The 25,848-nt window shown below is 48.2% G+C and carries 26 protein-coding genes, 1 riboswitch and 1 other annotated feature; of the genes, 9 read left to right on the top strand and 17 right to left on the bottom strand.

What is annotated here, in order from left to right; genetic code table 11:
- Nucleotides 1-10 precede the first annotated feature (10 nt).
- The 5 genes from trmB to pepV form a co-directional block, all read right to left on the bottom strand.
- Entirely contained in the window at nt 11-661 is a 651-nt protein-coding gene (gene trmB, locus AC4EHJ_RS00260; RefSeq protein WP_490973608.1) for a tRNA (guanosine(46)-N7)-methyltransferase TrmB, read from the bottom strand.
- Entirely contained in the window at nt 658-1,590 is a 933-nt protein-coding gene (locus AC4EHJ_RS00255; RefSeq protein ID WP_490973607.1) for a diacylglycerol/lipid kinase family protein, read from the bottom strand. Before AC4EHJ_RS00255 ends, trmB begins: the two co-directional genes overlap by 4 nt.
- 18 nt (nt 1,591-1,608) lie before the next feature.
- Entirely contained in the window at nt 1,609-2,154 is a 546-nt protein-coding gene (gene thpR, locus AC4EHJ_RS00250) for an RNA 2',3'-cyclic phosphodiesterase (protein ID WP_490973606.1), read from the bottom strand.
- 71 nt (nt 2,155-2,225) lie between these two features.
- Entirely contained in the window at nt 2,226-3,074 is an 849-nt protein-coding gene (gene dat, locus AC4EHJ_RS00245; protein WP_490973605.1) for a D-amino-acid transaminase, read from the bottom strand.
- Nucleotides 3,075-3,088: 14 nt separating this feature from the next.
- Entirely contained in the window at nt 3,089-4,465 is a 1,377-nt protein-coding gene (gene pepV / locus AC4EHJ_RS00240) for a dipeptidase PepV (RefSeq protein WP_490973604.1), read from the bottom strand.
- A 333-nt stretch (nt 4,466-4,798) separates the two neighbouring features.
- Here pepV and AC4EHJ_RS00235 point away from each other — a divergent pair, with 333 nt between their 5' ends.
- Nucleotides 4,799-5,020 carry a DeoR family transcriptional regulator gene (locus AC4EHJ_RS00235; RefSeq protein WP_135500369.1) on the top strand — a complete coding sequence of 74 codons (222 nt, stop codon included), beginning with the start codon at nt 4,799-4,801 and terminating at the stop codon, nt 5,018-5,020.
- Between the two features lie 41 nt (nt 5,021-5,061).
- On the opposite strand, the gene AC4EHJ_RS00230 is transcribed toward AC4EHJ_RS00235, so the two are convergent.
- Both AC4EHJ_RS00230 and AC4EHJ_RS00225 read right to left on the bottom strand, forming a co-directional pair.
- Nucleotides 5,062-5,775: a pseudouridine synthase gene (locus AC4EHJ_RS00230; RefSeq protein WP_490973603.1), complete on the bottom strand. Its 714-nt coding sequence runs from the start codon at nt 5,773-5,775 to the stop codon at nt 5,062-5,064.
- A 9-nt stretch (nt 5,776-5,784) separates the two neighbouring features.
- Nucleotides 5,785-7,392, bottom strand: a complete 1,608-nt coding sequence (locus tag AC4EHJ_RS00225) for a putative polysaccharide biosynthesis protein (RefSeq protein ID WP_490973602.1) — start codon at nt 7,390-7,392, stop codon at nt 5,785-5,787.
- A gap of 368 nt (nt 7,393-7,760) precedes the next feature.
- Between AC4EHJ_RS00225 and AC4EHJ_RS00220 the strand changes: the two genes are divergently transcribed.
- Complete coding sequence (locus AC4EHJ_RS00220) at nt 7,761-9,026, top strand: BaiN/RdsA family NAD(P)/FAD-dependent oxidoreductase (RefSeq protein ID WP_490973601.1); 1,266 nt, start codon at nt 7,761-7,763, stop codon at nt 9,024-9,026.
- A 321-nt stretch (nt 9,027-9,347) separates the two neighbouring features.
- Here AC4EHJ_RS00220 and leuS read toward each other — a convergent pair whose 3' ends face one another.
- The 3 genes from leuS to AC4EHJ_RS00205 form a co-directional block, all read right to left on the bottom strand.
- Nucleotides 9,348-11,759 carry a leucine--tRNA ligase gene (leuS, locus tag AC4EHJ_RS00215; protein WP_490973600.1) on the bottom strand — a complete coding sequence of 804 codons (2,412 nt, stop codon included), beginning with the start codon at nt 11,757-11,759 and terminating at the stop codon, nt 9,348-9,350.
- A gap of 97 nt (nt 11,760-11,856) precedes the next feature.
- Nucleotides 11,857-12,063 (bottom strand) — a binding site (T-box leader).
- Between the two features lie 45 nt (nt 12,064-12,108).
- A complete protein-coding gene (locus AC4EHJ_RS00210) occupies nt 12,109-12,762 on the bottom strand; it encodes a 3-oxoacid CoA-transferase subunit B (RefSeq protein ID WP_490973599.1) in 654 nt (217 codons plus the stop codon).
- Between the two features lie 23 nt (nt 12,763-12,785).
- On the bottom strand, nt 12,786-13,472 hold the full coding sequence (locus tag AC4EHJ_RS00205) for a CoA transferase subunit A (RefSeq protein ID WP_490973598.1): 687 nt from the start codon (nt 13,470-13,472) through the stop codon (nt 12,786-12,788).
- A gap of 181 nt (nt 13,473-13,653) precedes the next feature.
- Here AC4EHJ_RS00205 and mnmL point away from each other — a divergent pair, with 181 nt between their 5' ends.
- The 3 genes from mnmL to AC4EHJ_RS00190 all read left to right on the top strand — a co-directional run bounded on the left by mnmL (nt 13,654) and on the right by AC4EHJ_RS00190 (nt 15,707).
- Nucleotides 13,654-14,607, top strand: coding sequence for a tRNA modification radical SAM protein MnmL/YtqA (gene mnmL / locus AC4EHJ_RS00200; RefSeq protein WP_490973597.1), 954 nt, complete (start codon nt 13,654-13,656; stop codon nt 14,605-14,607).
- Entirely contained in the window at nt 14,604-15,170 is a 567-nt protein-coding gene (gene mnmM / locus AC4EHJ_RS00195) for a tRNA 5-(aminomethyl)-2-thiouridylate-methyltransferase MnmM (protein ID WP_490973596.1), read from the top strand. The genes mnmL and mnmM overlap by 4 nt, the downstream gene beginning before the upstream one ends.
- Nucleotides 15,171-15,251: 81 nt before the next feature.
- Complete coding sequence (locus tag AC4EHJ_RS00190) at nt 15,252-15,707, top strand: DUF948 domain-containing protein (protein WP_490973595.1); 456 nt, start codon at nt 15,252-15,254, stop codon at nt 15,705-15,707.
- Nucleotides 15,708-15,782: 75 nt separating this feature from the next.
- On the opposite strand, the gene AC4EHJ_RS00185 is transcribed toward AC4EHJ_RS00190, so the two are convergent.
- Genes AC4EHJ_RS00185 through AC4EHJ_RS00175 form a run of 3 tightly spaced genes read right to left on the bottom strand, consistent with a single transcriptional unit; the run spans nt 15,783 to nt 18,415 of the window.
- On the bottom strand, nt 15,783-16,544 hold the full coding sequence (locus tag AC4EHJ_RS00185) for an SDR family oxidoreductase (protein ID WP_490973594.1): 762 nt from the start codon (nt 16,542-16,544) through the stop codon (nt 15,783-15,785).
- A 35-nt stretch (nt 16,545-16,579) separates the two neighbouring features.
- Nucleotides 16,580-17,593 (bottom strand): LLM class flavin-dependent oxidoreductase, encoded by a 1,014-nt coding sequence (locus tag AC4EHJ_RS00180; RefSeq protein ID WP_490973593.1) that lies wholly within the window; start codon nt 17,591-17,593, stop codon nt 16,580-16,582.
- Nucleotides 17,594-17,614: 21 nt separating this feature from the next.
- Entirely contained in the window at nt 17,615-18,415 is an 801-nt protein-coding gene (locus tag AC4EHJ_RS00175) for an alpha/beta hydrolase (RefSeq protein ID WP_490973592.1), read from the bottom strand.
- A 92-nt stretch (nt 18,416-18,507) separates the two neighbouring features.
- Between AC4EHJ_RS00175 and AC4EHJ_RS00170 the strand changes: the two genes are divergently transcribed.
- Nucleotides 18,508-19,023 (top strand): gamma carbonic anhydrase, encoded by a 516-nt coding sequence (locus AC4EHJ_RS00170; RefSeq protein ID WP_490973591.1) that lies wholly within the window; start codon nt 18,508-18,510, stop codon nt 19,021-19,023.
- A 214-nt stretch (nt 19,024-19,237) separates the two neighbouring features.
- Here AC4EHJ_RS00170 and metK read toward each other — a convergent pair whose 3' ends face one another.
- Entirely contained in the window at nt 19,238-20,443 is a 1,206-nt protein-coding gene (gene metK / locus AC4EHJ_RS00165) for a methionine adenosyltransferase (protein WP_490973590.1), read from the bottom strand.
- Between the two features lie 203 nt (nt 20,444-20,646).
- Nucleotides 20,647-20,758, bottom strand: a riboswitch (SAM riboswitch).
- 237 nt (nt 20,759-20,995) lie between these two features.
- Here metK and pckA point away from each other — a divergent pair.
- A complete protein-coding gene (pckA, locus tag AC4EHJ_RS00160) occupies nt 20,996-22,585 on the top strand; it encodes a phosphoenolpyruvate carboxykinase (ATP) (protein WP_490973589.1) in 1,590 nt (529 codons plus the stop codon).
- 63 nt (nt 22,586-22,648) lie between these two features.
- Here pckA and AC4EHJ_RS00155 read toward each other — a convergent pair whose 3' ends face one another.
- From AC4EHJ_RS00155 to AC4EHJ_RS00145, 3 genes are all read right to left on the bottom strand, one after another.
- Nucleotides 22,649-23,434, bottom strand: coding sequence for an alpha/beta hydrolase family protein (locus AC4EHJ_RS00155; protein ID WP_490973588.1), 786 nt, complete (start codon nt 23,432-23,434; stop codon nt 22,649-22,651).
- Entirely contained in the window at nt 23,415-23,873 is a 459-nt protein-coding gene (gene ytkD / locus AC4EHJ_RS00150; RefSeq protein ID WP_490973587.1) for an RNA deprotection pyrophosphohydrolase, read from the bottom strand. The genes AC4EHJ_RS00155 and ytkD overlap by 20 nt, the downstream gene beginning before the upstream one ends.
- A gap of 68 nt (nt 23,874-23,941) precedes the next feature.
- Nucleotides 23,942-24,388: a Dps family protein gene (locus AC4EHJ_RS00145; protein ID WP_290213856.1), complete on the bottom strand. Its 447-nt coding sequence runs from the start codon at nt 24,386-24,388 to the stop codon at nt 23,942-23,944.
- 106 nt (nt 24,389-24,494) lie between these two features.
- On the opposite strand from AC4EHJ_RS00145, the gene yidD reads away from it, so the two are divergent.
- Together yidD and AC4EHJ_RS00135 are read left to right on the top strand one after the other, a co-directional pair.
- On the top strand, nt 24,495-24,725 hold the full coding sequence (gene yidD, locus AC4EHJ_RS00140) for a membrane protein insertion efficiency factor YidD (protein ID WP_490973586.1): 231 nt from the start codon (nt 24,495-24,497) through the stop codon (nt 24,723-24,725).
- Between the two features lie 88 nt (nt 24,726-24,813).
- Nucleotides 24,814-25,821 (top strand): metal ABC transporter substrate-binding protein, encoded by a 1,008-nt coding sequence (locus AC4EHJ_RS00135; RefSeq protein WP_490973585.1) that lies wholly within the window; start codon nt 24,814-24,816, stop codon nt 25,819-25,821.
- Nucleotides 25,822-25,848: the final 27 nt, after the last annotated feature.

The following is a 25,848-nucleotide window of genomic DNA, read 5'->3' as shown; positions in this document are numbered from 1 at the left end:
CCCCTTATGCTTAACTCGTTTGGTATTGTGCTTCGAGCCTGTAAATCGGCTGCCCTTTTTTCGAGAATTTTTCTTCGTATTCTGTCATGATGTTCCATTCCGGTTCTCCGGCGTGCAAATCCAATGACACATATTTCAGCAGCATGCCGTATTCCGAAACGCTGGTCAGCGAATATTCGAATAGGCCGCGGTTGTCTGTTTTGAAATGGATTTCGCCGTTTTGCGGCAGCACCGCTTCATACAGCGCCAAAAAAGTATCATGGGTCAAACGGCGTTTGGCGTGGCGTTTTTTCGGCCACGGATCCGAGAAGTTCAAATACAGCCGGTCCACTTCGCCTTTTTCAAAAAACTCGGTCATGTCTTTCGCGTTGACGCGCAGCAATCTTAAATTCGGAATGCCGCCTTCTTCTTCCAATATCGTCTCAAGTGCACTGACGATGACGCTGTCGAACAACTCGATGCCGATGTAATTGATCGAGGGATTCTGCTTGGCCATGCCGATGATGAAACGGCCTTTCCCAGTCCCTGCTTCGATATGAAGCGGATTGTTATTGCCGAATACTTCCTGCCATTTGCCTTTTTGCTGATCCGGATTCGGAATCAGGATTTCTGGATGGGCTTCCATCAGATCTGAAGCCCAAGGTTTAAAACGTGTTCTCATAATACATCCTCTTTCTTTCCATTATTTATCGCATTCCATCGGTACTTGCTGACGCCGTAGTGGATTGGCTCATTTTCAGGGCTTTTGCCGGCATAATCGCCGTCGATGTGGCGATATACTTGCCGATCTGTTTTCAAACGGAATCGGCTTGCGCTGAGCTGAATCACTTCTTTGAACCTCGTATGGGTTCCAGTAAAAACCGTACCAAACACCAGCAGCAGTTTCAAGCGTGATATCCCGCTGACAATGGTCAATTCCAGCACCCCGTCTCCGGTTTCGGAGTTGGGTGAAATTTTCATGCCGCCTCCGAAATAAGGCTGGTTGCTGACAGTCGCCAGCCAAACGTCTGTAAAACGCTGTTCTTTGCCATCTATCTCCACTGACAAATCGAATTTCTCAAAGCGGAACAATGTGCGGATGACATAAAGCAAGTAAACCAGTTTTCCCGCTCCTACTTTATTGAGCACCTTTTTGGCCAGCGAACGATTGACCATTGTGGATATTTCAGCGTCAAAGCCGATGCCTGAACTGCTCGCGAACCGGAACGATTCCGAATCCCTGAATTCCCCAAGGTCTTGCACGCGGCTTGAAGGCTCCTTCAAAAACTCTGCAACCGACTCGGCGTTTCTGAATGAATAAAACCCCCGGCTGAAATCGTTGCCGGACCCGGCAGCGACAGAACCCACGATCAAGTTCGGTGTACCCGCTGCGCCGGCTATGATTTCACGCATCGTGCCATCGCCGCCGAAGCCGATGAGCAGCATCGGTTCATCCCTTTCACGGAGCCGCGCAATCGCTTCTTGCGCATGTCCCGCATATTGCGTAAAGAGCAATTCATGCGGAAACGCTGCGGTTTGTTTGAATTTATTCCATTTTTTTGCTGCATTGCCGTTGCCGGCTGTCGGATTGACGATAATGATTGTTTTCATGGGACCTCTCTTTTGGCGTCAGACGCCTTCCTGCAATCGGTAAGTTGCTTGCGGCACATATTTGCGCATGTTTTGCGGTTCGATGCGGAACAATGAAAATTCCTCGACGCGAAATGAAATGGGCGGCAGTTCGAACACCGACGCCTCTTCCATCTCTTTTCCGCCCGCCCATTTGGCAGCCAACGTGATATGCGGTACGAATGGCTTTTGATCCGATGACAAATCGAATTTTTGCGTGATTTCTCTGACCTTTTCCTGCAGCGCCATCAGCGGTGCACTGTCCTCAATAGCGGCGTAGATGATGCGCGGCGTCTGCGGGTTACCGAACGTCTTGACGCCGGTTATCGCCAAATCAAAAGGCGCTTGCGAGATCTCCTCTAGCGCTTGAGCCGCTGCTTGCAGCTGAGTTACTTCCGCACTGCCGATAAACAACAGCGTAACATGCATATCCTGCGGCCGCGTATACTTTTTATGGCTCTGCAGCACCCATTGCCCGCGCGCCTCTGCCAACTTTTTTGCAGCCGCTTCCGGAACATTGATCCCGATAAAATAATGTGTTTGCATAATCATCACCTTTTACAAGTTTACCACTTGCGCGTCCACAAAAAAATAGTGATCGGCTTTCGCCGACCACATTACATTTTAACTGCTAGTTTCAAGTTTGCTTCGAATGATTGCTGAAGCTTTTTCGTCAACTCTCCAGGAATTCCTTGTCCGATCGGCTCACCGTCGATTTCGACGATTGGCATGATTTCAGCTGTTGTCGAAGACATGAAGAACTCATCCATAGCCAATGCCTGCGTTTTTGTGAACGCCATTTCTTGCACTTTGATGCCAAGGTCTTGGCTGAGCTGTAAGATCACTCTTCTTGTAATGCCATTCAAGATTAAGTTTGTTGCTGGATGCGTATAAATGATTCCGTCTTTCACGCCGTACATATTCGAAGAAGAACCTTCCGTGACGACTTCCCCACGATGAAGAATGGCTTCAAAACCGCCTTTTTCATGCGCTTCCTGTTTCGCCATGACATTCCCCAGCAAGTTCAAGCTCTTGATGTCGCAGCGCAGCCAGCGGACATCCTCGATAAACGCACCTTTCGCACCGTTGCGCATCAATTCAAGCGGGCGCTCGACCGTTTTTGTATACGCTACAACTACCGGCGAAGTCGACTCCGGGAAATGATGCTGGCGAATGGCATGCCCGCGGGTGATTTGGACATAAACCTGGCCGTTATTGATTTCGTTCATTTCAACCAAATCATGGAGCATTTTGTGGAAAACGTCTTTTGTGTAAGGGATGATGATTTTGATTTTTTCCGCGCTTTCGTAAAAACGGTCAATATGCTCTTCCGCTGTATACAAATTGCCTTCGTATACGCGGACGACTTCATAAATGCCGTCTCCGAATTGATAGCCACGGTCTTCTTTTGAAATGTTCAATTCTTCTTCTCGAATAAAATCTTCATTATGCAAAATCCAGTTCATACAGCATCCCTCTTTCATTGTTGTTTGCAAGCCAATTGATAAATCGCTTCCGCGTAAATTGCAACGGCTTTCAGTAAATTTTCGATATCCACAAATTCATCCGCCTGGTGGGCGACGTCTTTCTCTCCGGGAAACAGCATCCCGAATGCCACCCCTTTATCAAGGACACGCGCGTAAGTTCCGCCGCCAATGGCCAGCAATTCTGCCTTGTCGCCGGTCTGCTTTTCATATGCCGACTGCAGCGTTTTGATAAAGGGGTCTGCGGCGTCCACGTGGTGTGGAGGCGAGTTCGAAGCCACGCTGAGCGCAAAGCCTTCCGGTATATCGACTTTGATTTTTTCAGCGAAGGGGTAGGAAATCGAATAGCGCATGCTCACTTCAATTATTGCTTTCTTGCCGTATTCATAACGTATGACGCCCGCGTTCAGCGTCGTGTCGCCAGACACGTCGTCTTTGAAATCGAGGCCAAGCTTGCGCCCGCGTGAATCGTTGTAAAAATGGTCCGTCAGAAAAGCTGTAAACCGGCCGCCGTCTCCTGCAAGCCGCTCTTTCAAAAACAGCGCCAGCAAGATTCCGGCATTGACGCCATCTTCCGGCTCCATGGCATGGGCGGATTTGCCGTTCACCGTTAATTTCACTTGAGCACCAAGGGCTTCCGCAACACCTGCCACACCATGCTGTGCCAGAAACTTTTCAAAATCCGGCTGCCACTCTGTAAGTGTACCTGCAACGACTGCTTCCGCCAAATCCGGCACCATATTGGTCCGGTTGCCGGACACGAAACTTTTCAGCGCATCCCGCGACTGCCAAGAAGCCATGGCCAGCACGAGTGAGGCGATCCCTTTTTCCGCATTGATAATTGGAAAATCAGCATCCGGTGCAAAGCCGATCGCCGGCATTTCCTCCGTTTCGAAATAACGATCGACGCAGCGGAAGCCGCTTTCTTCGTCTGTCCCGATGATGAGTCGCACTCGCTTTGTAAATTCGAAGCCGGCGTCTTTCACCAAATTCAATGCTGCCCAGGCGGCAATTGTCGGCCCTTTGTCGTCAATCGCTCCGCGCCCGTAAAGCTTGCCGTTATCCACAATGCCGCCGAATGGATCTTTTGTCCAGCCGGCCCCTGCAGGCACGACATCGACGTGGCCGAGAATTCCAAGAAGCTCTTCCCCGCTGCCAGTTTCAATATGGCCAGCCACGTCCGCGACATTCTTCACTGTGTATCCCAGCGCGGCGCCTTTATCCAAAAACCATTGGAGCGCTTTTTTGACGTCTTTGCCGAACGGCGCATCTGGAGCAGCCTCTTCGCTTAACACACTCGGTATCGCGATCAATTCCTGCAAATCCTTGATGATGCTGTCTTTGCGCTTTTCCGCCTCTAGTTGCCAATCCATAAACCACACTCCTGTATCAAACTCGGTTGACGCTTTCTGTTTGTCCGTTTAATTAAAGCTATTGTACACCTTTTACGAATAAATAAAAGAACTTCGGGCTAATTTGTCAGAAAATGCTTTGTAACGATTGTATAAGTTGTGTTAAGAAAAAGAGAAAATCGTAGATATCTAGTTGTTTATTGGCTATAATTAAATTGTCAGACAAATACATCTGGCACAATTTTTAAGAAAAGGGGATGTCGTTGGCATTAATTTCAAATTAGCCGGGGTTCGCCCGGCGCTTCGTCCGCTTGTCTTTGCCAATTGGAAAAAAGATGAAGGAGTGATCTCTCTTTGAAACCAACAACTGATCGCATGCTAATTCGCATCAAAGATATGTATAAGTACATCCGTGATAACGGAACTGTAACTACGCAAGATCTTGTCGATGAATTCGGCATCACTCCTCGCACCATTCAAAGAGATTTGAATGTGTTAGCCTTTAACGACTTGGTGGAAAGCCCAATTCGAGGCAAATGGACTACGACGCAAAAAAAAGTCAAAATGACATCCTAGAAAAATCTTGAAAACAAAGAAAATGACCGCAGCTTATGCGGTCATTTTCTTGTTTTCAAAGAGTCGAGCTCTTCTTCCCTTAGGTGCCGGTATTCGCCAAGCTTCAGCGAAGGATCAAGTTCTAGTGATCCCATTGACAGCCGCTTCAAGTAGACAACTTCCTTGCCGACGCTTTGAAACATGCGCTTGACCTGGTGAAACTTCCCTTCAGTGATCGTCAATTCGATTTCCGATTGTGCAGCACTAAGGAGGATTTCGAGCTGTGCAGGTTTCGTTACATATCCGTCATCCAGCATGACGCCGCGCTTGAATGCTTCGCCGTCCTCATCCGTCACCAGCCCATCAATTTTCGCAAAATAACGTTTGTCAACGTGTTTTTTCGGCGACAACAATTCATGCGCCAACTTACCGTCATTTGTCAGCAGCAGCAATCCCTCGGTATCCTTGTCGAGCCGGCCGACCGGAAACGGTTCATATTGCTGTTCGTCAGGCTCCAGCAAGTCGATGACCGTCTCATCGTATTTGTCCTCGGTCGCCGAAATGACGCCCGGGGGTTTATTCATCACCAGGTAGATGAATTCTGCGTATTCCACCTTTTCGCCCCCGACAGAAACTTCGTCTTTTGTTTCATCGACGTGGACCTTCGGATCTCTGACGGTTTCGCCGTTCACTTCCACCGCTTTCGACTTCAATAATATCTTCACTTCTTTGCGTGAGCCAAAGCCCATATTCGATAAAAATTTATCTATTCGCATGTGGGCCTCCTAAAAACCGAATTTCTTCGTATATTTCGTCAAGCGTTCGCCTAGCAGTTTCTGCGCAATCCCTGTCTTCAAACCAAGGAAGCCGTAAACCGCTCCGCCGACTGCACCGACAATCAAGATGCGGGCAACCGAATGCAATTTCGTGTCCATGCCAAGGAAAAGATCAAGTACAGCAAGCGTGCCGTATACAGCCACTGCCATCGCTGCGCTCATCAGTGTGATGAGGAACAGGCGGCGCAGCACCATATCAGATTTGTATTTCAGCGTCACTTTGATGACAATGAGGTTCATGCCGATTGCGACAACATAGCCGATAATCGTCGCAGCAATCGCACCGTCTGTTTCAAAAAGCTTGATCAGCGGAATGTTCAAAGCCAATTTCAGCAGCAAGCCGGTCAATAAATTCAAGATAATCCATTTTTGTTGGTTGATTCCTTGTAAGATCGATGCCGTTACCGGGAACAATGCGAACAAAAGGGCAACCGGTAAGTAATGGGCAAGAATTTCAGCACCCGCATCGCTTATTTCATAGAAGATGTGATAAAGTTCAGCCGATAACAGTGTCATGCCGACCACTGCCGGCAATGTCAGGAACAATAAAATCTGGAATGCCTGATCCAAAGTCCTGTTGACGGATTGGTGTTGATTTGTCGTGAAGTATTTTGTGATCAACGGAATCAGGGCCATTGAGAATCCTGTCGCCAGCATTACCGGAATCATCACCAGTTTATGGGCTGTAAAGTTCAGCATGCTCAAGTAAATGCTTGAATTGGCAGCATTGTCAGTAGACGCCATTGCATTATTGAATGTCAGCATGTCGATAAACTGAAACAGCGGATTGGCAATTCCGAGAAATACGACAGGCACTGCATAAATTGCAATTTCTTTGTACATGTCACGCAAACTGACGTCATACGATTCTACCGAACTTTTGCGAAGTTCATCGTATTCCGGCTTGCGCTTTTTCCAGTAATAAAACAACACAAGAACTCCGCCAAGCGCACCGATGAACGCCGACAATACTGCAAACTGCACAGCGTTTTCCTCTGTACCGCCAAACACATTCAATACGAGGTAAGCACCCGCCAATAGGAAGACGATGCGCACGATTTGTTCAATCAGCTGGGACACAGCTGTCGGCATCATGAAGTTATAGCCTTGGAAGAATCCGCGGAACAAGCTCATGAACGGTACGACGATCAACGCAAAACTCACCCACTGGATCACTTCTTTAATGTCTTGGACCGAATGGATTTTTTCATTTTCATCTATCGTGAGTTCTGCCAGCGGGCCAGCAAAAAGGTAAAGCGCAAGGAATGACACAAAACCGGTGATCATCATCGTCAGCAAGCCGGATTTCAATAGCCTGCGGCCGGTTTCATAATCACCGAGCGAATTGTATTTTGCGACGAATTTGGAAAACGCGATCGGCGCTCCGGAAATCGCCAGCGACAGCATCAAATTATAAGGTATGTAAGCATATTGATAGAGGCCGATATTCTCTTCCCCGACCATGCTGTAAAACGGGATAACGTAAATGATGCCAAGGACTTTTGATAAGAATAAACCTAAGGTTAAAATGGCGGTTCCTTTGATTAATGTTGACATTTTGCACTTCCTGACTTGAGATGATAAAAAAACAATCTACACGCTAGTTTACACCTATAAACTAAATTACTCAACGAGTTTTGACGCATCGTGTATACTTGAGAAAAGCGGAAGCACCTGTTCAGCTCCGGCAGGCAAGATATGGTCCGAATTTCATTTGGACCATATCTTTGCGACAAAGAACGAAGTGCTGCAAAGCACTTTTGTCTCGAAGCTAGCGCAGCGTTGCAGAGACAGGGACAGGAGCAATAAGGTTTTGACAGAACAGCGAAGTGGCGTTCTTTGCCGCACAGCTGGACTGGCTGATGACCGAGGAGCTAGGCGCTGGAGTCTGGACACTAATAAAAACGAAAGCGAGTTCTTAAATTATGTATGACGTAATCATCATCGGCGGCGGACCATCAGGATTGATGGCTTCGATCGCCGCGGCTTCTAACGGCCAACAGGTTTTATTGATTGAAAAAGGCAAAAAGCTCGGCAAGAAACTGATCATCTCCGGCGGCGGCCGCTGCAATGTCACCAACCGCCTGCCATTGGAAGAAATTGTGAAGCATATTCCCGGTAACGGCCGTTTTCTTTACAGCCCGTTTTCCGTGTTCAATAACGAAGACATCATCTCTTTTTTCGAGGGGCTCGGCGTAGCGCTAAAAGAAGAAGACCACGGCCGCATGTTCCCTGTTTCAGACCGGGCGCAGGACGTCGCGGAGGCTATGTTCAAAGAAATGGACCGCCTCCATGTTAAAGTGATGCTCGATTCCCCCGTCAAAAAATTATTGATGACTGACGAAAAAATTACCGGCGTGCGGCTGCATTCCGGTGAAGAATACACCGCGAAAGCCATTGTAGTCGCAGTTGGCGGAAAAGCCGTGCCGCAAACTGGTTCAACCGGCGACGGCTATCCGTGGGCCGAAAAAGCGGGCCACACGGTCACCGACTTGTACCCGACAGAAGTGCCGCTTCTTTCGAAAGAACCCTTTATCACAAGCCGCGAACTCCAGGGTCTCGCGCTGCGCGACGCCGCAGTTTCCGTGCTCAATAAAAAAGGAAAACTTCTCGTCACCCACCAAATGGATATGCTGTTCACCCATTTCGGCCTCAGCGGCCCTGCTGTGCTGCGCTGCAGCCAGTACGTCGTCAAGGAAATGAAGAAGAACAGCGGCGAGCCAGTGGAAATGCGCATCAATACGCTGCCGGGTGAAAATGCCGAATCGGCGTTCCAATTGCTGTCGAAGATGATGAAAGACGAGCCGAAAAAAGCCGTCAAAAATGTTTGGAAAAGCACCACCCAGGAACGTTGGCTGCTGTTTCTGCTCGAGCGCGCCGGAATCGATCCGCAAGCGGTCGGTGCCGAACTCGCGAGCGACAAAGTACGCGTATTGGCCCAGCAATTGACTGCGTTCTCGATGTTAGTAAATGGTACGCAACCGATCGAAAAAGCGTTTGTCACCGGAGGAGGCGTTTCCATCAAGGAAATCGAGCCGAAAACGATGGCTTCGCGCAAAAAGCCTGGCCTTTATTTCTGCGGGGAAATCCTTGATATCCACGGCTACACCGGAGGCTATAACATTACATCCGCTTTGGTGACCGGCAACGTCGCCGGGCAAAGCGCTGCGGCGTTTGCCAAAACACTTTAATTTTATACTCGGCTGTCCGCTTTTGCGGACGGCTTTTCTAATAGGACCGAAACTGTGGGTTAAAAGATGCCGATTTTTGATTTGTTTGCGGAATAAAGCATTTGTTTGCGGAATATGGGGTTTTATTTGCAGTATCCGCGGTTTGTTTGCTGAATCCGGAGTTTGTTTGCAGAATCCGCCGGTTTACTTGCAGTAAATCGAAAACACTTGCAGCATCCTCTTTTTACTTGCGCTATCCCCTGCTTTACTTGCGGCAAACAGCCGTTTACTTACAACTGCACAAAAAAGCCTGTCCGCCGCCGGACAGGCTTTTCCTTATTTCTATGAAATGACGACGTTGACCAATTTCCCTGGAATCGCGATCACTTTGCGGACTTGTTTGCCTTCCGCAGCTTTCTGGATCGCTTCGTCAGCTAATGCTGCGGCTTCCAACTCTTCTTTAGTGCTGTCTTTTGCGACAACGATTTTCGTACGCACTTTGCCGTTCACTTGAACCACAACTTCGACTTCGTCTTCGATCATTTTCGACTCGTCGAATTCAGGCCAAGCAGCATAAGTAATTGTTTCAGCATGGCCCAATTTCTCCCATAGCTCTTCAGCTACATGCGGAGCGATTGGGGACAATAATTTCACAAAGCCTTCGACATATTCTTTCGGAATCGAATCGGCTTTATAGCCTTCATTGATAAAGACCATCATTTGCGAAATGGCGGTATTAAAGCGCAGGCCATCGAAATCCTCGGTCACTTTTTTGACGGTCTGGTGATAGACTTTCTCCATTTTGCCGTCGTTCGAGTCCGTAACTCTCGGGCTCAATGTGCCTTCTTCGATCAACAAGCGCCATACGCGGTCCAGGAAGCGGCGCGCGCCGTCCAAACCGTTCGTCGACCAGGCGATTGATGCTTCAAGCGGCCCCATGAACATTTCGTACAAGCGCAGCGTATCCGCGCCGTGGCTTTCAATGATCTGGTCAGGGTTGACGACATTGCCTTTGGATTTCGACATTTTCTCATTGCCTTCGCCGAGGATCATCCCCTGGTTGAACAATTTCTGGAACGGCTCTTTTGTTGAAACCACACCGATGTCGTAAAGCACTTTATGCCAGAACCGTGCGTACAATAAATGCAATACCGCGTGCTCCGCTCCGCCAATATAAACATCAACCGGCAGCCAGTGTTTCAATAATTCCGGATCCGCCAATGCTTCTTCGTTGTTCGGATCGATGTAGCGTAAATAATACCAGCAGCTTCCTGCCCATTGCGGCATCGTATTCGTTTCGCGGCGGCCTTTCATGCCCGTTTCCGGATGCACGACATTGACCCATTCCGTAATATTCGCAAGCGGCGATTCGCCCGTGCCGCTCGGTTTGATGTCTGTCGTCACCGGCAGCATCAATGGCAAGTCTTTTTCATCGACTGGCGTCATCGTGCCGTCTTCCCAGTGGATGATTGGAATCGGTTCTCCCCAGTAGCGCTGGCGGCTGAACAGCCAATCGCGTAAGCGGTAGGTGATCTTCTTCTCGCCTGCGCCGTGCTCGACAAGCCAAGCAATCGATGCTTCAATCGCGTCTTTTTTGTTCATGCCGTTCAAAAAGTCTGAATTAACCAGCTCGCCGTCGCCTGCAAATGCCTCCGTCGAAATATCGCCGCCCGAAACAACTTCCACGATCGGCAAGTCAAATTGCTTGGCGAATTCGTAATCGCGCTCGTCGTGTGCTGGAACCGCCATAATGGCACCTGTGCCGTAAGTGGCCAAGACATAATCAGCGATCCAGATCGGCATTTTTTCGCCGCTGACCGGGTTGACTGCGTAAGCTCCAGTGAACACGCCGGATTTCGATTTTGCCAAATCCGTGCGCTCCAAGTCGCTTTTCGTTTTCACGTCGTCGATGTATTTTTCGACTGCTTCTTTTTGGCTTGCTTCCGTAATGGACGCCACCAATTTATGTTCCGGTGCCAATACAGCGTATGTGGCTCCGAAAATCGTATCCGGCCGTGTCGTAAACGCGCGGAATGAATGCTCCGTGCCTTCCACTTTGAATTCAAGCTCTGCGCCTTCGGATTTGCCGATCCAGTTGCGCTGCATGTCTTTCAAGCTTTCCGGCCAGTCCAAGTCGTTCAAATCTTCTAGCAAACGGTCTGCGTATTCTGTAATGCGAAGCACCCATTGGCGCATCGGCCGGCGCTCGACCGGATGGCCGCCGCGCTCGGATAGGCCGTCGATCACTTCTTCGTTCGCAAGCACAGTGCCGAGTGCCGGGCACCAATTCACTGCCACTTCGTCGACATACGCCAAGCCTTTATTGTACAACTGGATGAAAATCCACTGCGTCCATTTATAGTATTTTGGGTCTGTCGTATTCACTTCGCGGTCCCAGTCATACGAGAAGCCAAGTTCCTGAATCTGGCGCTTGAACGTCGCGATGTTTTTCGCCGTAAATTCGGCCGGGTCGTTGCCCGTATCCAACGCATATTGCTCTGCAGGCAGACCGAATGCGTCCCAGCCCATTGGATGCAAAACGTCGAAGCCTTGCATGCGTTTTTGGCGGCTTAAAATATCCGTCGCCGTATAGCCTTCGGGATGCCCCACGTGCAAACCGGCACCAGATGGGTAAGGGAACATATCCAACGCGTAAAATTTCGGTTTAGAAAAATCCGTTTCCAATTTGAACGTTTTGTTTTGTTCCCAATGTTTCTGCCATTTTTTCTCGATTTCCTTGTGCTTGAATGTCATGTCCAGTTCCTCCTCGATTTAAAACAGGATCAGCAAACGCTGCTCCACTTGCAAGCTTTGGCATCCGAAGCAAAAATAAAAACTCCCGTCCCTTGAAATAAGGGACGGGAGTTTCCCCGCGGTGCCACCCAAATTAGCGGTTTCCCACTCAACTTGACTCCTTAACGCGGAAAACGGTGCGGCCTACTTGGTTTCGGCTGCACAGACTCTGAGGTGAGTTCAATCGTTTTTGACACCGGCTTGCACCTGCCGCCGGCTCTCTGTCGACAAAAAACAATTTACTGATCCTCTTCACTGTCAAAAGCTATTAAAGTTAATTTTAGCGGACCCACTGTTTTTTGGCAATAGCTTACGATACTTTCACGTTATCCGTATTCAATGTCGCATCGGTAGAGTCGATGATGTCTTGGACTGTAAAGCCTTCGAACACTTCAATCAGCACCAAGCCGTTTTCCGTTACTTCCATCACTGCGCGTTCTGTGATGATTTTGTTGACGACGCCTTTGCCTGTCAACGGCAGTTCGCATTGCTTCTTGATTTTGGAAGAACCGTCTTTCGCCACATGATCCATGATAACGATAACTTTCTTCGCACCGTGCACCAAGTCCATCGCGCCGCCCATGCCTTTGATCATTTTCCCTGGAATCATCCAGTTGGCCAAATCGCCGTTCTCAGCCACTTCCATGCCGCCTAAAATAGCGACATCGATATGGCCGCCGCGGATCATCGCGAACGATTCCGCGCTGGTGAAATAAGCCGCGCCCGGAATTGCCGTGACAGTTTCTTTCCCTGCATTGATCAAATCAGGATCTACTTGGTCTTCAGTCGGGTATGGCCCGATTCCAAGCAATCCGTTTTCCGATTGCAGCACTACGCTTTTATTGTCAGAAATGAAATTGGCGACCAATGTCGGCATGCCGATCCCCAGGTTGACATAGTCTCCGTCTTTGATTTCCTGCTCCGCGCGGCGGGCAATGCGTTCTCTCACTAAGTTCTTATCCACAGTCTTCCCGTCCTTTCCTATCCTTATCGAGTTGTCAGGCGTTCGATTCGTTTTTCCTGTTTCGCTTTCAGCAAACCTTGGACGTAAATGCTCGGCGTCTGAACGTGGTTCGGATCGATGTCGCCCGTCTCCACAATTTCTTCCACTTCCGCAATTGTGATTTTCCCTGCAGCCGCAGCAAGCGGGTTGAAATTCTGTGCCGTTTTGTTGTAGACGAGGTTCCCCATCTTGTCGGCTTTATGTGCGCGCACCAAAGAGAAATCCGCTTTCAATGCGTGCTCAAGGACATATTCCTTGCCGTCGAATTCGCGGATTTCTTTGCCTTCAGCAATCATCGTGCCGACGCCAGCTGGCGTGAAGAATGCCGGGATTCCGGCTCCGCCTGCACGCATTTTTTCAGCTAATGTGCCTTGCGGAGTCAATTCCACTTCGATCTCACCCGATAACACCTGGCGTTCGAATTCTTTGTTTTCGCCGACATAAGAGCCGATCATTTTCTTAATTTGTTTATTTTTCAATAACAGTCCTAAACCCCATTCGTCGATACCACAGTTGTTTGAGATTACTGTAAGGTCTTTAACCCCTTTATCTACTAACGCCAAAATCAATTGCTCGGGGATTCCTACCAATCCAAAACCGCCGACCATAATTGTCGCGCCGTCTTGAATTTGGGCAACTGCTTCTTTGGCAGATCCATATATCGGTTTCATTTCAAGTGGCCTCCATTCATCTATGTACTGAATTATTTAAATTAAAGCGCTTTCCTTTTTAATTTAAACAAACTCCTCTTTAAAACGCAATATCTAAGAATTACGACTACCGCCATTGCGGCATGCCATTGTCGAGGCTTTTCAGGCCGTGATACAATAACCGCAGAGGAGTTGTTAGACGATGGATCATCTTTTGCCTTTTTCTTCCGATGGCAAACGCTATTATACGTGGAACCGCCACTTGCGGGACCATTTTGGTTTTAAGGTCATGAAAATCGCTTTGGACGCGGGCTTTGACTGCCCGAACCGCGACGGCACAGTCGCTTTTGGCGGTTGCACATTCTGCAGCGTGGCCGGCTCCGGCGATTTTGCCGGCGACCGTGTCGATCCAATTGATGTGCAATTCGAGAAAGTAAAAACAACGATGCACCGCAAATGGAAAGATGCGAAATACATGGCTTATTTTCAAGCCTATACAAATACCCACGCCCCTCTTGACGTGATCAAGCAAAAGTTCGAAGCCGCGTTGGCGCAGGAAAATGTCATCGGCCTGAGCATTGCGACGCGTCCCGACTGCCTGCCCGACGACGTCGTCGATTATTTGGCGGAGCTGAATGAACGCACTTATTTATGGGTCGAGCTCGGCTTGCAGACGGTCCATGAAAAGACTGCGTTATTGGTCAACCGCGCGCATGACTTTACGCTTTATGTGGAAGGTGTGGAGAAATTGCGGAAACACGGCATCCGCGTCTGCACACACATCATCAATGGCTTGCCGCTTGAAGATCGGGACATGATGATGGAAACTGCCCGCGAAGTGGCTAAACTGGATGTCCAAGGCATTAAAATCCATTTGCTTCATTTGCTGAAAGGCACGCCGATGGTCAAGCAATACGAAAAAGGTATGCTTGAATTTCTCGGCAAAGAGGAATACATCAAGCTGGTAGCTGACCAATTGGAAATACTGCCGCCTGAGATGGTCATTCAGCGCATTACCGGCGACGGGCCGATCGACTTGATGATCGGGCCGATGTGGAGCGCCAATAAATGGGACGTATTAAACGGCATCGATGCCGAACTTGCTGAACGCGGAAGCTGGCAAGGAAAACATTTCAAGGAGCGTGTGAAATCATGACATTGCAGCGCGTCCTGCCCTTCACCAAAAACTTATTGCAACAAGTTGTCTTAGCCGGCGATTCGGCAATCGACGCGACAGCCGGCAACGGCCACGATACCCTTTTCCTTGCGCAGCTTACCGGTCCTGCTGGAAAAGTGTTCGCATTCGATATTCAAAAGGAAGCAATCGACGCGACGCGGAAGCGTGTTGAGGATTTCCCAAATGTCGAGCTGTTCCACGCAAGCCATGCAGAGATATCAATGCATGTCCACGAGCCGATTTCTGCAGCAGTCTTCAATCTGGGCTATTTGCCGAAAGGCGACCACAGCATCATCACGAAATCCACAAGCACGCTTCAAGCCATTCAGCAAAGCTTGGAATTGTTGAAAGAAAACGGCTTGGTGCTTATCGTCATTTATTCCGGCCACGAAGGCGGAAGCGAAGAACGCGACGCCGTGATGGATTTCGTCCGTGCTTTGCCGCAAATTTCTTACGATGTTATGCGGTATGAATTTATCAACCAGCAGCATTCCCCGCCTTTTTTGATCGCCATTGAAAAAAAGCAGCCTAAGAAATCATGATTGCCCTTCTGGCATGTTAAAGGGCTATGTAAAACGGGTATAAGATATCCAACAGGCCAATAAAATGAAGGAGGAAACAACATGGACACAGCAATGTGGTTGTACATAGCATTAGCACTTGTCATAATTGGATTGATTGTAGCAGGAATCGGGGTTTTCCTTTTGATTAAAGGAATGAAGAAGCCGATGAAAGAAATTAAAGGTTCCGCTAACAACTTAAAAGAGCGGATGGATAAGCTCACTCTGGAAACAACGAGTCTGCAGCACCGAACCAACGAACTGAAAGAAGACATGAAAATGAAATCCGAAAAAATTGGCTTTGTTGTTGATGCAGCAAAAGGCACCAAGAATTCGGTCGTTGACCTGAACGCGACAGTCCATGCGATTACCACGAATATTTCATCGAAAGTATACCGCGACAAGAATAATGTTGCTCAAGCCAATCATTTGAGCAGCACAGCGATCGACTTAATCGAGTTTGCGAAAAACCGCAAATCTTCAAAAAAAATAGTTAACATTTACAGCGAAGAAAATTAATATGAAATGAAAAAAGGCAGCCGCATAGGCTGTCTTTTCATTTGGCTTTAACCATTGTAGCTATCCGTTTTCAATTTACCCCCTCATAAAGCCGCCTTCTGAATGAATGATTTGCCCCGTAATCCATTCCGCCTCATCGCTGGCGAGAAATTTCACGAGCTTTGCAGCATCCCGTGGCTGTCCGAGCCTGCCCGTTGGGAATTTCGTTTCCAAAAAGCTTTTGGTTTCCGCTGTTGCCCACCCGGTATCGGTCGGACCTGGGTTCACGGCATTGACCGTAATGCCAAGCGGCGCAACTTCCGCGGAAAGCGTGAAAGTTAATGCATCGACCGCACCTTTTGTCACCGCGTAAGCCAACTCTCCAGCCATGGGGCCCTGAAACTGACCTGAAGTCATATTGATGATTCTGCCGCCAGCTTTTTTCTTAAAACGTTTCGCAAATCCCGCACTCAGCAAAGCCGTTGCCCGGACATTCACCTGGTAATGGCGGTCCAATTCGTCCGCTGTCAAACTGGAATAATCAGTAGCCGTCGAATACGCAGCATTATTGACCAATATGTCCGGTTCGCCGAGTTGGACTGAAACTCGGTCCAATAAAAGCTTCACAAAATGAGGGTGAGCCAAGTCCACTTCCAGGCTCGCCACCTTAATGCCTAATGCTGCGAGTTCCGCTTGCAGCTTTTGGGGTTCCTCTGCTTCTACTCCCCATGGCATGTTTTTATCGTATTCAGTCCAATATGTAAAAAAGATCTGGCAACCGCTTTCTGCCAATTCCCGGCAAATGGCTGCCCCGATGCCGTCCAACCGGCTGGCACCAGTAACAATTGCGATTTTCACCTTCTGCCTCCTCCTTTCAAACTAACAACCTGCAGTTACAAGTTAGAGCGCTTTTTCATTTCTTCCGCAATTAAGCGGTACGACGACAATTTATCCTGGAAATCAAATGTGATCGTTGCAATCATTACTTCGGCCGCTCCATAGCCCGCAGCCAAGTTTTCCAAAGCATCCACTACCTGGACCGGATCGCCGACGATCATCCGTTTGCGGTTTTCTTCGACGAGCAATTTCTCGAATTTCGAAAAGGTATACGCCAACGCTTTTTCCGGTGCAGGCGTTCCCGAAAGCGGCTTGCTTTGTGCACCGAATGCCAATGCCATATCCATCGAAGCGGCTATTCGCTCGGCTTGTTCTTCAGTTTCCTGGCAGACTACGAAAATAGCAACAGCTTGATAAGGGTTGTTTCCATTAAATGGCACAAATCGCTCGCGATAAGACAATGCGAAACTTTGTCCGCCTTCACCGTTGATAAATTGGGCGAACATATAAGGCAACCCTTTTTTCGCTGCCAATAACGCGGATTCTTGGCCTGAACCCAATATCCAAACCGGCGGTGCAGTGGCCGTTACAGGCGTCGCTTTCATGCCATAATATGGATGGTCTTCCGGAATCGCATCGTCCAGGTACATCCGCAATTCATCGATTTGTTCCGGGAAACGGCTCGCGTCCCGCGCTTTTCCGTCGTTCAATGCGTAGCTTGCACGCGGCATTCCGCCCGGCGCCCTGCCCATTCCGGCATCGATCCGTCCCGGATACAAAGCCTCCAAAAGCTTAAAATTCTCTGCGACTTTAAATGCCGAATAATGCGGCAGCATGACGCCGCCAGAACCCAGCCGGATCGTTTTCGTCACAGCTCCAAGATGGGCAATCAGCACTTCCGGACTCGAACCTGCCAGCGTCGCCGCATCGTGATGCTCTGAAACCCAAAAGCGTGTATAGCCCCATTCTTCGGCACGACATGCGAGTTCAGCCGTATTTTTCAACGCTTCCTGCGGCGTACTGCCTTCTGCTATAGGCGACTGATCTAAAATACTGAATTTCAATGACACATTATTCCTCCTTGCTTAGGGTTAATTCACAACATAGCCGACCAAGCGCAATGCATCTTTGACAAAGGAATGGTTTGCGGAAAATATTTCTTCCCGCTGCTGCTCCAAAAACAAATCGTGGCTGCAACCGGTCCATTCCTTGTAGCTGAACTGACCGAGCTCGCGGTCCTGCAGCCAGCGCTTGGCATAACTTTTATCTGCAATCCTGTCATTTCCTGCCGTTTGGACCATAACCGGAATATCCGGAAATCGCCTTTTCGCAGAAATGGATTTTTTCATATAAGAATGCAATTCGCGGTACCAGCCCATCGTCACAGCCGTGCGGTAGGAAGGGTCTCCGCTTTCTGATTCGATCGATTCCGGATTGCTCGTTAAGTCTTCAATTTTCAAACCGTGGTCAATGCGAAGGCTTCCCAACTTTGATAAAGCGGGCGCCAAGACAGAAGGGGTTTTCAGTAAATGGAGCCACGGCGAACTCAATATCACTCCAGCTACCGGAAAAGCTTTTTCGCCCAAAACATTCATCGCGATCGTCGCTCCGAGGCCATGGCCTAATACAAAAACCGGCAGCTCATTTTCCAAAGCAACCGTAATCGCCTGCTCCACTGATTTTTCGTAATCGTTAAAAGCTTCGTTATGCGGCTTGCTGCCCGGAATTCCGCGGCCATGCCCTGGCAAGTCCCCCATGATGACATGGAAGCCTGCAGACCGCCATTGTTCGATCAGCCACGCATATTTCATGTGATGTTCGTATGCACTATGTACAAGGACCATTACCGCTTTCGCCTGTCCTTCCGCTTCCCATTTCCACAAATCCATCATCCCCTTATCTTCATATGAACGCCAATATTTTGACCTTTGCATCGAATTTGATAGGATTAAAGATAGTTATTAACTAATTTGGAGGTTTTCCCATGATTTATCCTTTCCACGGCAAACAGCCAGACATTCATCCTTCGGTTTTTATCGCGGACTTCGCGACGGTTACCGGTGACGTTACCATCGGCGCTGAATCTTCAGTCTGGTTCAATACCGTTATCCGCGGCGATGTCGCACCGACCATCATTGGCAATAAAACCAATATCCAGGATCTCTGTGTCTTGCACCAAAGCCCGAACAATCCGCTGATTCTTGAAGACAACGTAACCATTGGCCACCAAGTCACCTTGCACAGCTGCAAAATCCGCAAAGGAGCACTTGTCGGCATGGGTTCCGTCATTCTTGACGGCGCCGAAATCGGCGAAGGGGCATTTATCGGAGCGGGCAGCCTCGTTCCGCCTGGAAAAGTCATTCCGCCAGGCATGCTCGCCCTCGGCCGCCCCGCAAAAGTTGTCCGTGAACTAAAAGACGAAGACAAAGCAGACATGGAGCGAATCGTCCGCGAATATGCTGAAAAAGGTGCTTATTACAAATCGCTGCAAGAAAAATAAAAAGATTTTCTAGCCGGCCAAAAGCCGGCTTTTTTTAAGCTGCGCATTTTCCTGCAATGCAAACGAATTAATATCCATTATTTTTAGAATATTTAATTATTTACATTTATTCTATCATTTTTCTCCAACTATTCAATGGCTTATTGATGCTGTTCTTATTCAAAAAAAGACGACCGGCAGATTTGCCGATCGTCTTTTCTACTATTATATTAATTTATTCTGCAGCAACGCCTGATTGTTCTTTTAGGATTGCTGCTTTATCCGTACGTTCCCATGGCAGATCCACGTCCGTACGGCCAAAATGTCCGTATGCTGCAGTCTGCTTGTAGATTGGGCGGCGCAGGTCAAGCATTTTGATGATGCCAGCTGGACGCAAATCGAAGTTTTCGCGTACTAAGTCAATCAAAGTGTCTTCGCTTACTTTGCCTGTTCCGAATGTATCGATAGCGATTGAAACCGGGTGTGCTACCCCGATTGCGTAAGCCACTTGGACTTCACATTTGTCTGCAAGGCCTGCAGCAACGATGTTTTTCGCAACATAGCGTGCAGCGTATGCACCTGAACGGTCCACTTTAGTCGCATCTTTGCCTGAGAAAGCACCGCCGCCGTGGCGCGCATAACCGCCGTAAGTATCTACGATGATTTTGCGGCCAGTCAAGCCCGCATCTCCTTGTGGTCCACCGATAACAAAACGGCCTGTCGGGTTGATGAAGTATTTTGTATCCTCATCGATCAAATTAGCCGGAACGACTGCGTTGATGACATATTCTTTGATGTTGCGCTGAATCTGCTCAAGCGTCACTTCTGGGTGATGCTGAGTCGAGATGACGATTGTGTCAACGCGGAACGGTTTATTGTTTTCATCGTATTCGATCGTCACTTGCGTTTTGCCATCCGGACGCAAATATGGAAGGATCTCTTCTTTGCGCACTTCTGCAAGGCGGCGAGCCAGTTTATGTGCCAAGCTGATTGGCAATGGCATCAATTCTTCTGTTTCGTTAGATGCGTATCCGAACATCAGACCTTGGTCTCCTGCTCCGATTTCATCCAATTCTTTATCAGTCATTTGCCCTTCGCGTGCTTCAAGAGCCACGTTGACTCCCGCAGCAATATCCGCTGACTGCTCATCAATCGCTGTCAAAACAGCGCTTGTTTCAGAGTCGAAACCGTATTTCGCGCGTGTATAGCCGATATCTTTAACTGTTTGGCGCACTACTTTTGGGATGTCGACATACGTCGATGTCGTAATTTCTCCCGCAACAAGCACCAAACCTGTTGTTACTGTCGTTTCGCATGCTACCCGTGCGTTCGGGTCTGCTGCTAAGATTGCATCAAGGATGGCATCTGAGATTTGGTCACAGATTTTATCCGGATGTCCTTCTGTTACTGATTCTGATGTGAATAATTTACGGTTTGTCAAAAAAAGCTCCTCCTTATATCCTGCGAGATTGCTCTCGAAATTGATACGGTACTCGTTTTCCCATGTCAAGTCCGTTCCAGCCGAACTGGATTGAACTTCAAGCCGTTGTGGCCTTTGCACACGAGGATTAAGGGCGATTCATAAAAAAATCCCTTCGCTCATAAATAAATGAGGAAAGGAAAAATCATCATAAGCACCTTTCACTCTTATCGTCCAAGGTTGAGTTCCTTGCTTCAGGTTTGGCACCTTCTCTGCAAATGCAGCAGGTTGCCGGGTTTCATAGGGCCTGTCCCCTCCACCAGCTCGGAATAAGAGTATCCGTACAATTTTTCATCATACGGAATGTATATAGTGATGTCAACGTTTTTAGCCAAATAGAAGTGCAAAACTTTATTGATCCACACGATGAATGGATTAATGCCAAATTATTGTTACTTTTTCATGTCACCGGGTTATTAGTATAGACTAATGGCTATAATGTGTTATACTAATCTACGAAATATACAAGCTCCCCATGGCTATGGGAATAACCGAAAAGGAAGGTACATATAAATGAATCCAGTAAACTTCTCAAGCAATTTAAAGGATCTTTTAAATGGCCAAAATATACACGTGCAATTATCAGTTCCACAATTAATCGAAGCAGCCACATCCCGTGGAGAAGCTGTTTTGACGAAAGATGGCGCAGTAAAAGCTGAAACTGGCAAATACACTGGCCGCTCCCCTAAAGATAAATATATCGTAGATGAAGCTATTTCTAAAGATAAAATTGACTGGGGTTCTGTAAATCGCCCGATTTCATCCGAAGTTTTCGAAAACCTGTACGCTAAAGTGCTGGACCACATGAAGCAAAAAGATGAGCTGTTCGTATTCAAAGGATACGCCGGTGCTGATCCTGAATCGCGTCTGGGCATTCAGACCATCAACGAATACGCTTGGCATAACCTATTCGCTCATCAACTGTTCATCCGTCCGACAAAAGAGGAATTGACAAGCCACGAAGCGCAATTCACAATTGTCTATGCACCAACGTTCCACGCAGATCCTGCTGTGGATGGTACGGATTCTGAAACTTTCATCATTGTATCGATGGAGCAAAAAATCATCTTGATCGGCGGAACAGAATATGCCGGCGAAATGAAAAAAGCGATCTTCTCGATCATGAACTACCTGCTTCCTGAACAAGGCATCCTTCCTATGCATTGTTCAGCGAACGTCGGCGAAGAAGGCGATGTAACGTTGTTCTTCGGTTTGTCTGGAACAGGCAAAACAACATTGTCTGCAGACGAAAACCGCAAATTGATCGGCGACGACGAGCATGGCTGGTCTGATAACGGCGTCTTCAACATTGAAGGCGGATGCTATGCGAAAACGATTAATTTAACGCGCGAACATGAACCGCAAATCTATGACGCAATCACGTTCGGTTCTGTACTTGAAAACGTAGTAGTGGATGAAGAAACACGCATTCCGGATTACGCTGACGGTTCTTTAACAGAAAACACACGTGCAGCATATCCGATCCATGCAATCAAAAATATTGTCTTCCCTTCAGTGGCAGGCCATCCAAAAACAATCGTCTTTTTGACTGCAGACGCTTTCGGCGTACTGCCTCCAATCAGCAAATTGACAAAAGAGCAGGCGATGTACCATTTCCTAAGCGGATACACATCGAAACTTGCGGGCACTGAGCGCGGCGTCACTTCTCCGGAAGCGACATTCTCTACGTGCTTCGGGTCACCTTTCCTTCCATTGCACGCGACTGTCTACGCTGAAATGCTTGGCGACAAAATCGATGAGCATGGGTCTGAAGTGTTCTTAGTGAATACGGGCTGGACTGGCGGCGTCTACGGCGTCGGGAGCCGCATGAAATTGTCGTACACACGCACAATGGTGCGTGCAGCAATCAAAGGCGAACTCCACAACATCGAAACGGAACAAGAAGCTGTATTCGGCTTGCAAATTCCGAAAGAAGTGCCAGGTGTTCCTACTGAAGTATTAAACCCGCGCAATGCTTGGGCTGACAAAGCCGCTTACGATCAGAAAGCAAGAGAGCTTGCACAAGAATTCGAAGCGAACTTCAAGAAATTCGGTACTGTCTCCACTGATATCAGTGAACAAGGCGGACCGATTAAAAACTAACTAGGAAAAAGAAGCTATCCATAGCGGATAGCTTCTTTTTTTGCGGCTTTTTTCCTTGAGGTCTTATTCATCCACTTCTTGGCTCTTCATCCACTCAGTCAAAGACCGTGCCGTTTTACGGTTCACGGCTGGCGGGAAGAAGTGCGTATAGTCCGGAAAATACCAGGTTTCGTGCTTTTGACCGTTTAGGATCAACGCTTCTTCCAGCAAAAACGCTTGTGCTGGAAACACGTTTTCATCTTTCAGCCCGTGGATAATTAGAAACGGAGCTTGCGCTTCATTCAAGCGCATCAAAGGATTTCTCTCCTCATACGCCTCCAATGCTGTATTTGGCGTGCCGCCGTAAAGCCGCTTCATCATACGCCGCATATCTGGCCGTTCTTTATACGTCAGTACGGTATCTGTGACGCCTGCCCAAGTGACGACAGACGTAATGTCGTGCCGCAGGACTGCGGTCCATATAGCCATGATTCCTCCACGGGAGAAAGCCAGGATATGGACTGCCTCTGAGCAGAATTGTTTCAGCACGTCGACTGCATAAACCGCGTCCCATCGATCCGCTCCGGCAAATTCATCGCGCCCTTGCCCGCCCCGGTTTCCACGGTAATAAGGTGCAAACACCACAAATCCTTGTGCGGCGAATTGTGCGATCCGCGCCGGCCTGACCATGCCGATTGACTGGATGCCGCCGCGCAGGTAAAGGATGCCGCTATAAGCGCCTCTTTTTTCCGGTTCGGCCAGCAAGCCTTTCACGAGCAATCCTTCTGACCAATAACTGATTTCTGTCAGCCGCACATGCGGATTCGGCGAAGGATACATTTTCTTCGATTTAATCGTTCCATTTTCCAAGATGCTCCACCTTCTCCATGATTGCCTTCATTCCGTCGTCTTTCATTAGAAAACTATATTTGTTATCCGGTTCTAACTCCCCTATGAGCACGATGCCGTCGGTTTCCATCAAGCGAATCTCCTCTAACCGCTGCGCTTTCCCGATAAAGACGGTTTTACAGAACGGACGATCCGTATTGACGCGATATTCCGCGAACCATTCCAATTCTGCGAGAACAGCACCCGTTTCCTCGTATACTTCCCTTATTGCCGCCTGCTGTAAACTTTCGCCAGGCTCCGCCTTGCCTCCCGGAAACTCAAGCCCCCGTTCTTTATGCTTCGTCAGCACCCACTCGCCGCTGAATTTGCAAATAACCAATACGTGCCTGCATGGCGCAGGAAACGATTCTTTTTCAAATGAAAGCTCGCATTCGATGCCGTTCAGATCTATATATTTCATCCACTCACTCCTTGGCTCATAAGAAAAAGCGTGCACTGTCGTTCAGTGCACGCTCCAGTCCTTCTATTTTACTTCTTTTCGCCAAGAAAAGCAGATAACATCCAAGAATGCTTTTCAAGATTCTGATGGATAGCGTTGAACATATCTTCGGTCATGTCGTCGCCGTCTTCAGCAGCCAATTCCATGCCTTTTTTCAGGGATTTCATGACTTTATTATAATCTTTCACGACTGTATCGACCATTTGTTCAGCCGTTTCCTTTGATGTCGCTTCTTTTACGACCGACAGCTCCAATTGCTCTTTCATCGTCGCAACCGGTTTGCCCCCAAGCGCCAATAGGCGTTCTGCGATTTCATCCATATGCAAAGTAGCCTCGTTGTATAATTCTTCGAACTTCACATGCAGCGTGAAAAATGAAGGGCCTTTCACGTACCAATGAAAATTATGTAATTTCGTATACAGCACCGACCATGTTGCCACCTGTACGTTCATTTCTTGGTTTAACTCTTTTGACATATTGCCCACTCTCCTCAAGTTTTGATAAGCTCTTATACTTTATTTATACCTCTCCCCTGCTTACAATAAACATACAGACAATTACCGTGAAAGAAGATGAATCTAATTGAAGACATTCCTCTTAAAGTTTTTCCGCTTTTACCAGCGGTTCATTTCTCCCTTGTCACCGCCAAGCTGCCGCTTCTACCCGACCTGCTCCCATTACGGAATTGAAGCCGTTGAGAAGCATGGTGCATTGAAAGGCGGTTATCTCGCAGTACGCCGAATTTTAAGCTGCCACCCTTTCAATAAAGGCGGCATCGATTTTGTCCCCGAAGAATGGCCACCAAAAAAATGATTGGTGGTTTTTCTTGTGTTTTAAAAAGATTTGCTGTATTATTCGTTAAGTAGTTAAAACGTAATCATTACATTTTGGAGGATAAATTATGAAAAAGTTATTTGCAATCTTATCATCGGCTTTATTATTAGCGGCTTGCGGCACTCCGGCCGGCGAAGAACAAGCACAAGACGGACAGGCGGACGAGTCGAAAGTCCAGGTTTACACGACTGTTTATCCGCTCACATATTTTACGGAACGGATCGGCGCTGAGCATGTCGAGGTTCAATCGGTCTACCCTGCCGGAGCGAATGAACACAGCTTTGAGCCAACGCAACAGGACATGATCAAGTTGGCAGAGGCTGACTTGATGTTCTACGTCGGCTTAGGCTTGGAAGGCTTTATCGGCAAAGCGAAAGATACATTGAAAAATGAAAAGGTCCAATTCACAGCAACATCCGACTCGATCTCGGACGAGGAGATGGATGCAGCAGCTGGACCGCATGAGGATGAGCATGAGGAAGAATCCCACGATAAGGATGCACATGAAGAAGAGCCTGCTGAAGAAGCTGGCCACGACGGCCACGACCACGGCTCAACAGACCCGCATGTCTGGATGTCCCCTGTACTGAGCCAAAAACTGGCAGCATCGATCAAAGAGTCATTGGTTGAACAAGATCCCGACCATGCTGAAGACTACCAAAGCAATTACGATGCATTAGTTGCTGAACTTGAAGAGCTGGATGAATCGTTCGTTGCATTGTCTGAACGCGTCAACAACAAGACATTCTTCGTTTCGCATTCGGCATTCGGCTATATTTCCGAGCCATATGGCTTTGAACAAATTGCAGTCGCCGGCTTGAACAGCCAGGACGAACCTTCCCAGAAGGAACTGACCCAAATTGTCGATCTCGCCAAGGAGGAAAAAATCCAACATATCGTTTTTGAACAAAACGTTTCCTCCAACTTGACGGAAGTCATTCAGAAGGAAGTCGGAGCCGAAGCAGTTGAAATGCACAATCTCGGCGTGCTTACCCAAGAAAACATCGACAACGAAGAAACGTATTTCACGTTGATGGAAAAGAATCTCCAAACGCTTGAAACCATATTGAAATAAACAAAAAGCACTGCGAATCCGATTCGC

This window comes from Planococcus sp. TJ-301 (assembly GCF_058268475.1).
This window is presented reverse-complemented; position numbering and strand designations above follow the sequence as displayed.

Excerpts from the sequence above, each read along its gene's own strand:
- trmB (WP_490973608.1), bottom strand. The coding sequence starts at position 661 with ATGAGAACACGTTTTAAACCTTGGGCTTCAGATCTGATGGAAGCCCAT.
- AC4EHJ_RS00255 (WP_490973607.1), bottom strand. The coding sequence starts at position 1,590 with ATGAAAACAATCATTATCGTCAATCCGACAGCCGGCAACGGCAATGCA.
- thpR (WP_490973606.1), bottom strand. The coding sequence starts at position 2,154 with ATGCAAACACATTATTTTATCGGGATCAATGTTCCGGAAGCGGCTGCA.
- dat (WP_490973605.1), bottom strand. The coding sequence starts at position 3,074 with ATGAACTGGATTTTGCATAATGAAGATTTTATTCGAGAAGAAGAATTG.
- pepV (WP_490973604.1), bottom strand. The coding sequence starts at position 4,465 with ATGGATTGGCAACTAGAGGCGGAAAAGCGCAAAGACAGCATCATCAAG.
- AC4EHJ_RS00230 (WP_490973603.1), bottom strand. The coding sequence starts at position 5,775 with ATGCGAATAGATAAATTTTTATCGAATATGGGCTTTGGCTCACGCAAA.
- AC4EHJ_RS00225 (WP_490973602.1), bottom strand. The coding sequence starts at position 7,392 with ATGTCAACATTAATCAAAGGAACCGCCATTTTAACCTTAGGTTTATTC.
- AC4EHJ_RS00220 (WP_490973601.1), top strand. The coding sequence starts at position 7,761 with ATGTATGACGTAATCATCATCGGCGGCGGACCATCAGGATTGATGGCT.
- leuS (WP_490973600.1), bottom strand. The coding sequence starts at position 11,759 with ATGACATTCAAGCACAAGGAAATCGAGAAAAAATGGCAGAAACATTGG.
- AC4EHJ_RS00205 (WP_490973598.1), bottom strand. The coding sequence starts at position 13,472 with ATGAAACCGATATATGGATCTGCCAAAGAAGCAGTTGCCCAAATTCAA.
- mnmL (WP_490973597.1), top strand. The coding sequence starts at position 13,654 with ATGGATCATCTTTTGCCTTTTTCTTCCGATGGCAAACGCTATTATACG.
- mnmM (WP_490973596.1), top strand. The coding sequence starts at position 14,604 with ATGACATTGCAGCGCGTCCTGCCCTTCACCAAAAACTTATTGCAACAA.
- AC4EHJ_RS00190 (WP_490973595.1), top strand. The coding sequence starts at position 15,252 with ATGGACACAGCAATGTGGTTGTACATAGCATTAGCACTTGTCATAATT.
- AC4EHJ_RS00175 (WP_490973592.1), bottom strand. The coding sequence starts at position 18,415 with ATGATGGATTTGTGGAAATGGGAAGCGGAAGGACAGGCGAAAGCGGTA.
- AC4EHJ_RS00170 (WP_490973591.1), top strand. The coding sequence starts at position 18,508 with ATGATTTATCCTTTCCACGGCAAACAGCCAGACATTCATCCTTCGGTT.
- pckA (WP_490973589.1), top strand. The coding sequence starts at position 20,996 with ATGAATCCAGTAAACTTCTCAAGCAATTTAAAGGATCTTTTAAATGGC.
- ytkD (WP_490973587.1), bottom strand. The coding sequence starts at position 23,873 with ATGAAATATATAGATCTGAACGGCATCGAATGCGAGCTTTCATTTGAA.
- AC4EHJ_RS00145 (WP_290213856.1), bottom strand. The coding sequence starts at position 24,388 with ATGTCAAAAGAGTTAAACCAAGAAATGAACGTACAGGTGGCAACATGG.
- AC4EHJ_RS00135 (WP_490973585.1), top strand. The coding sequence starts at position 24,814 with ATGAAAAAGTTATTTGCAATCTTATCATCGGCTTTATTATTAGCGGCT.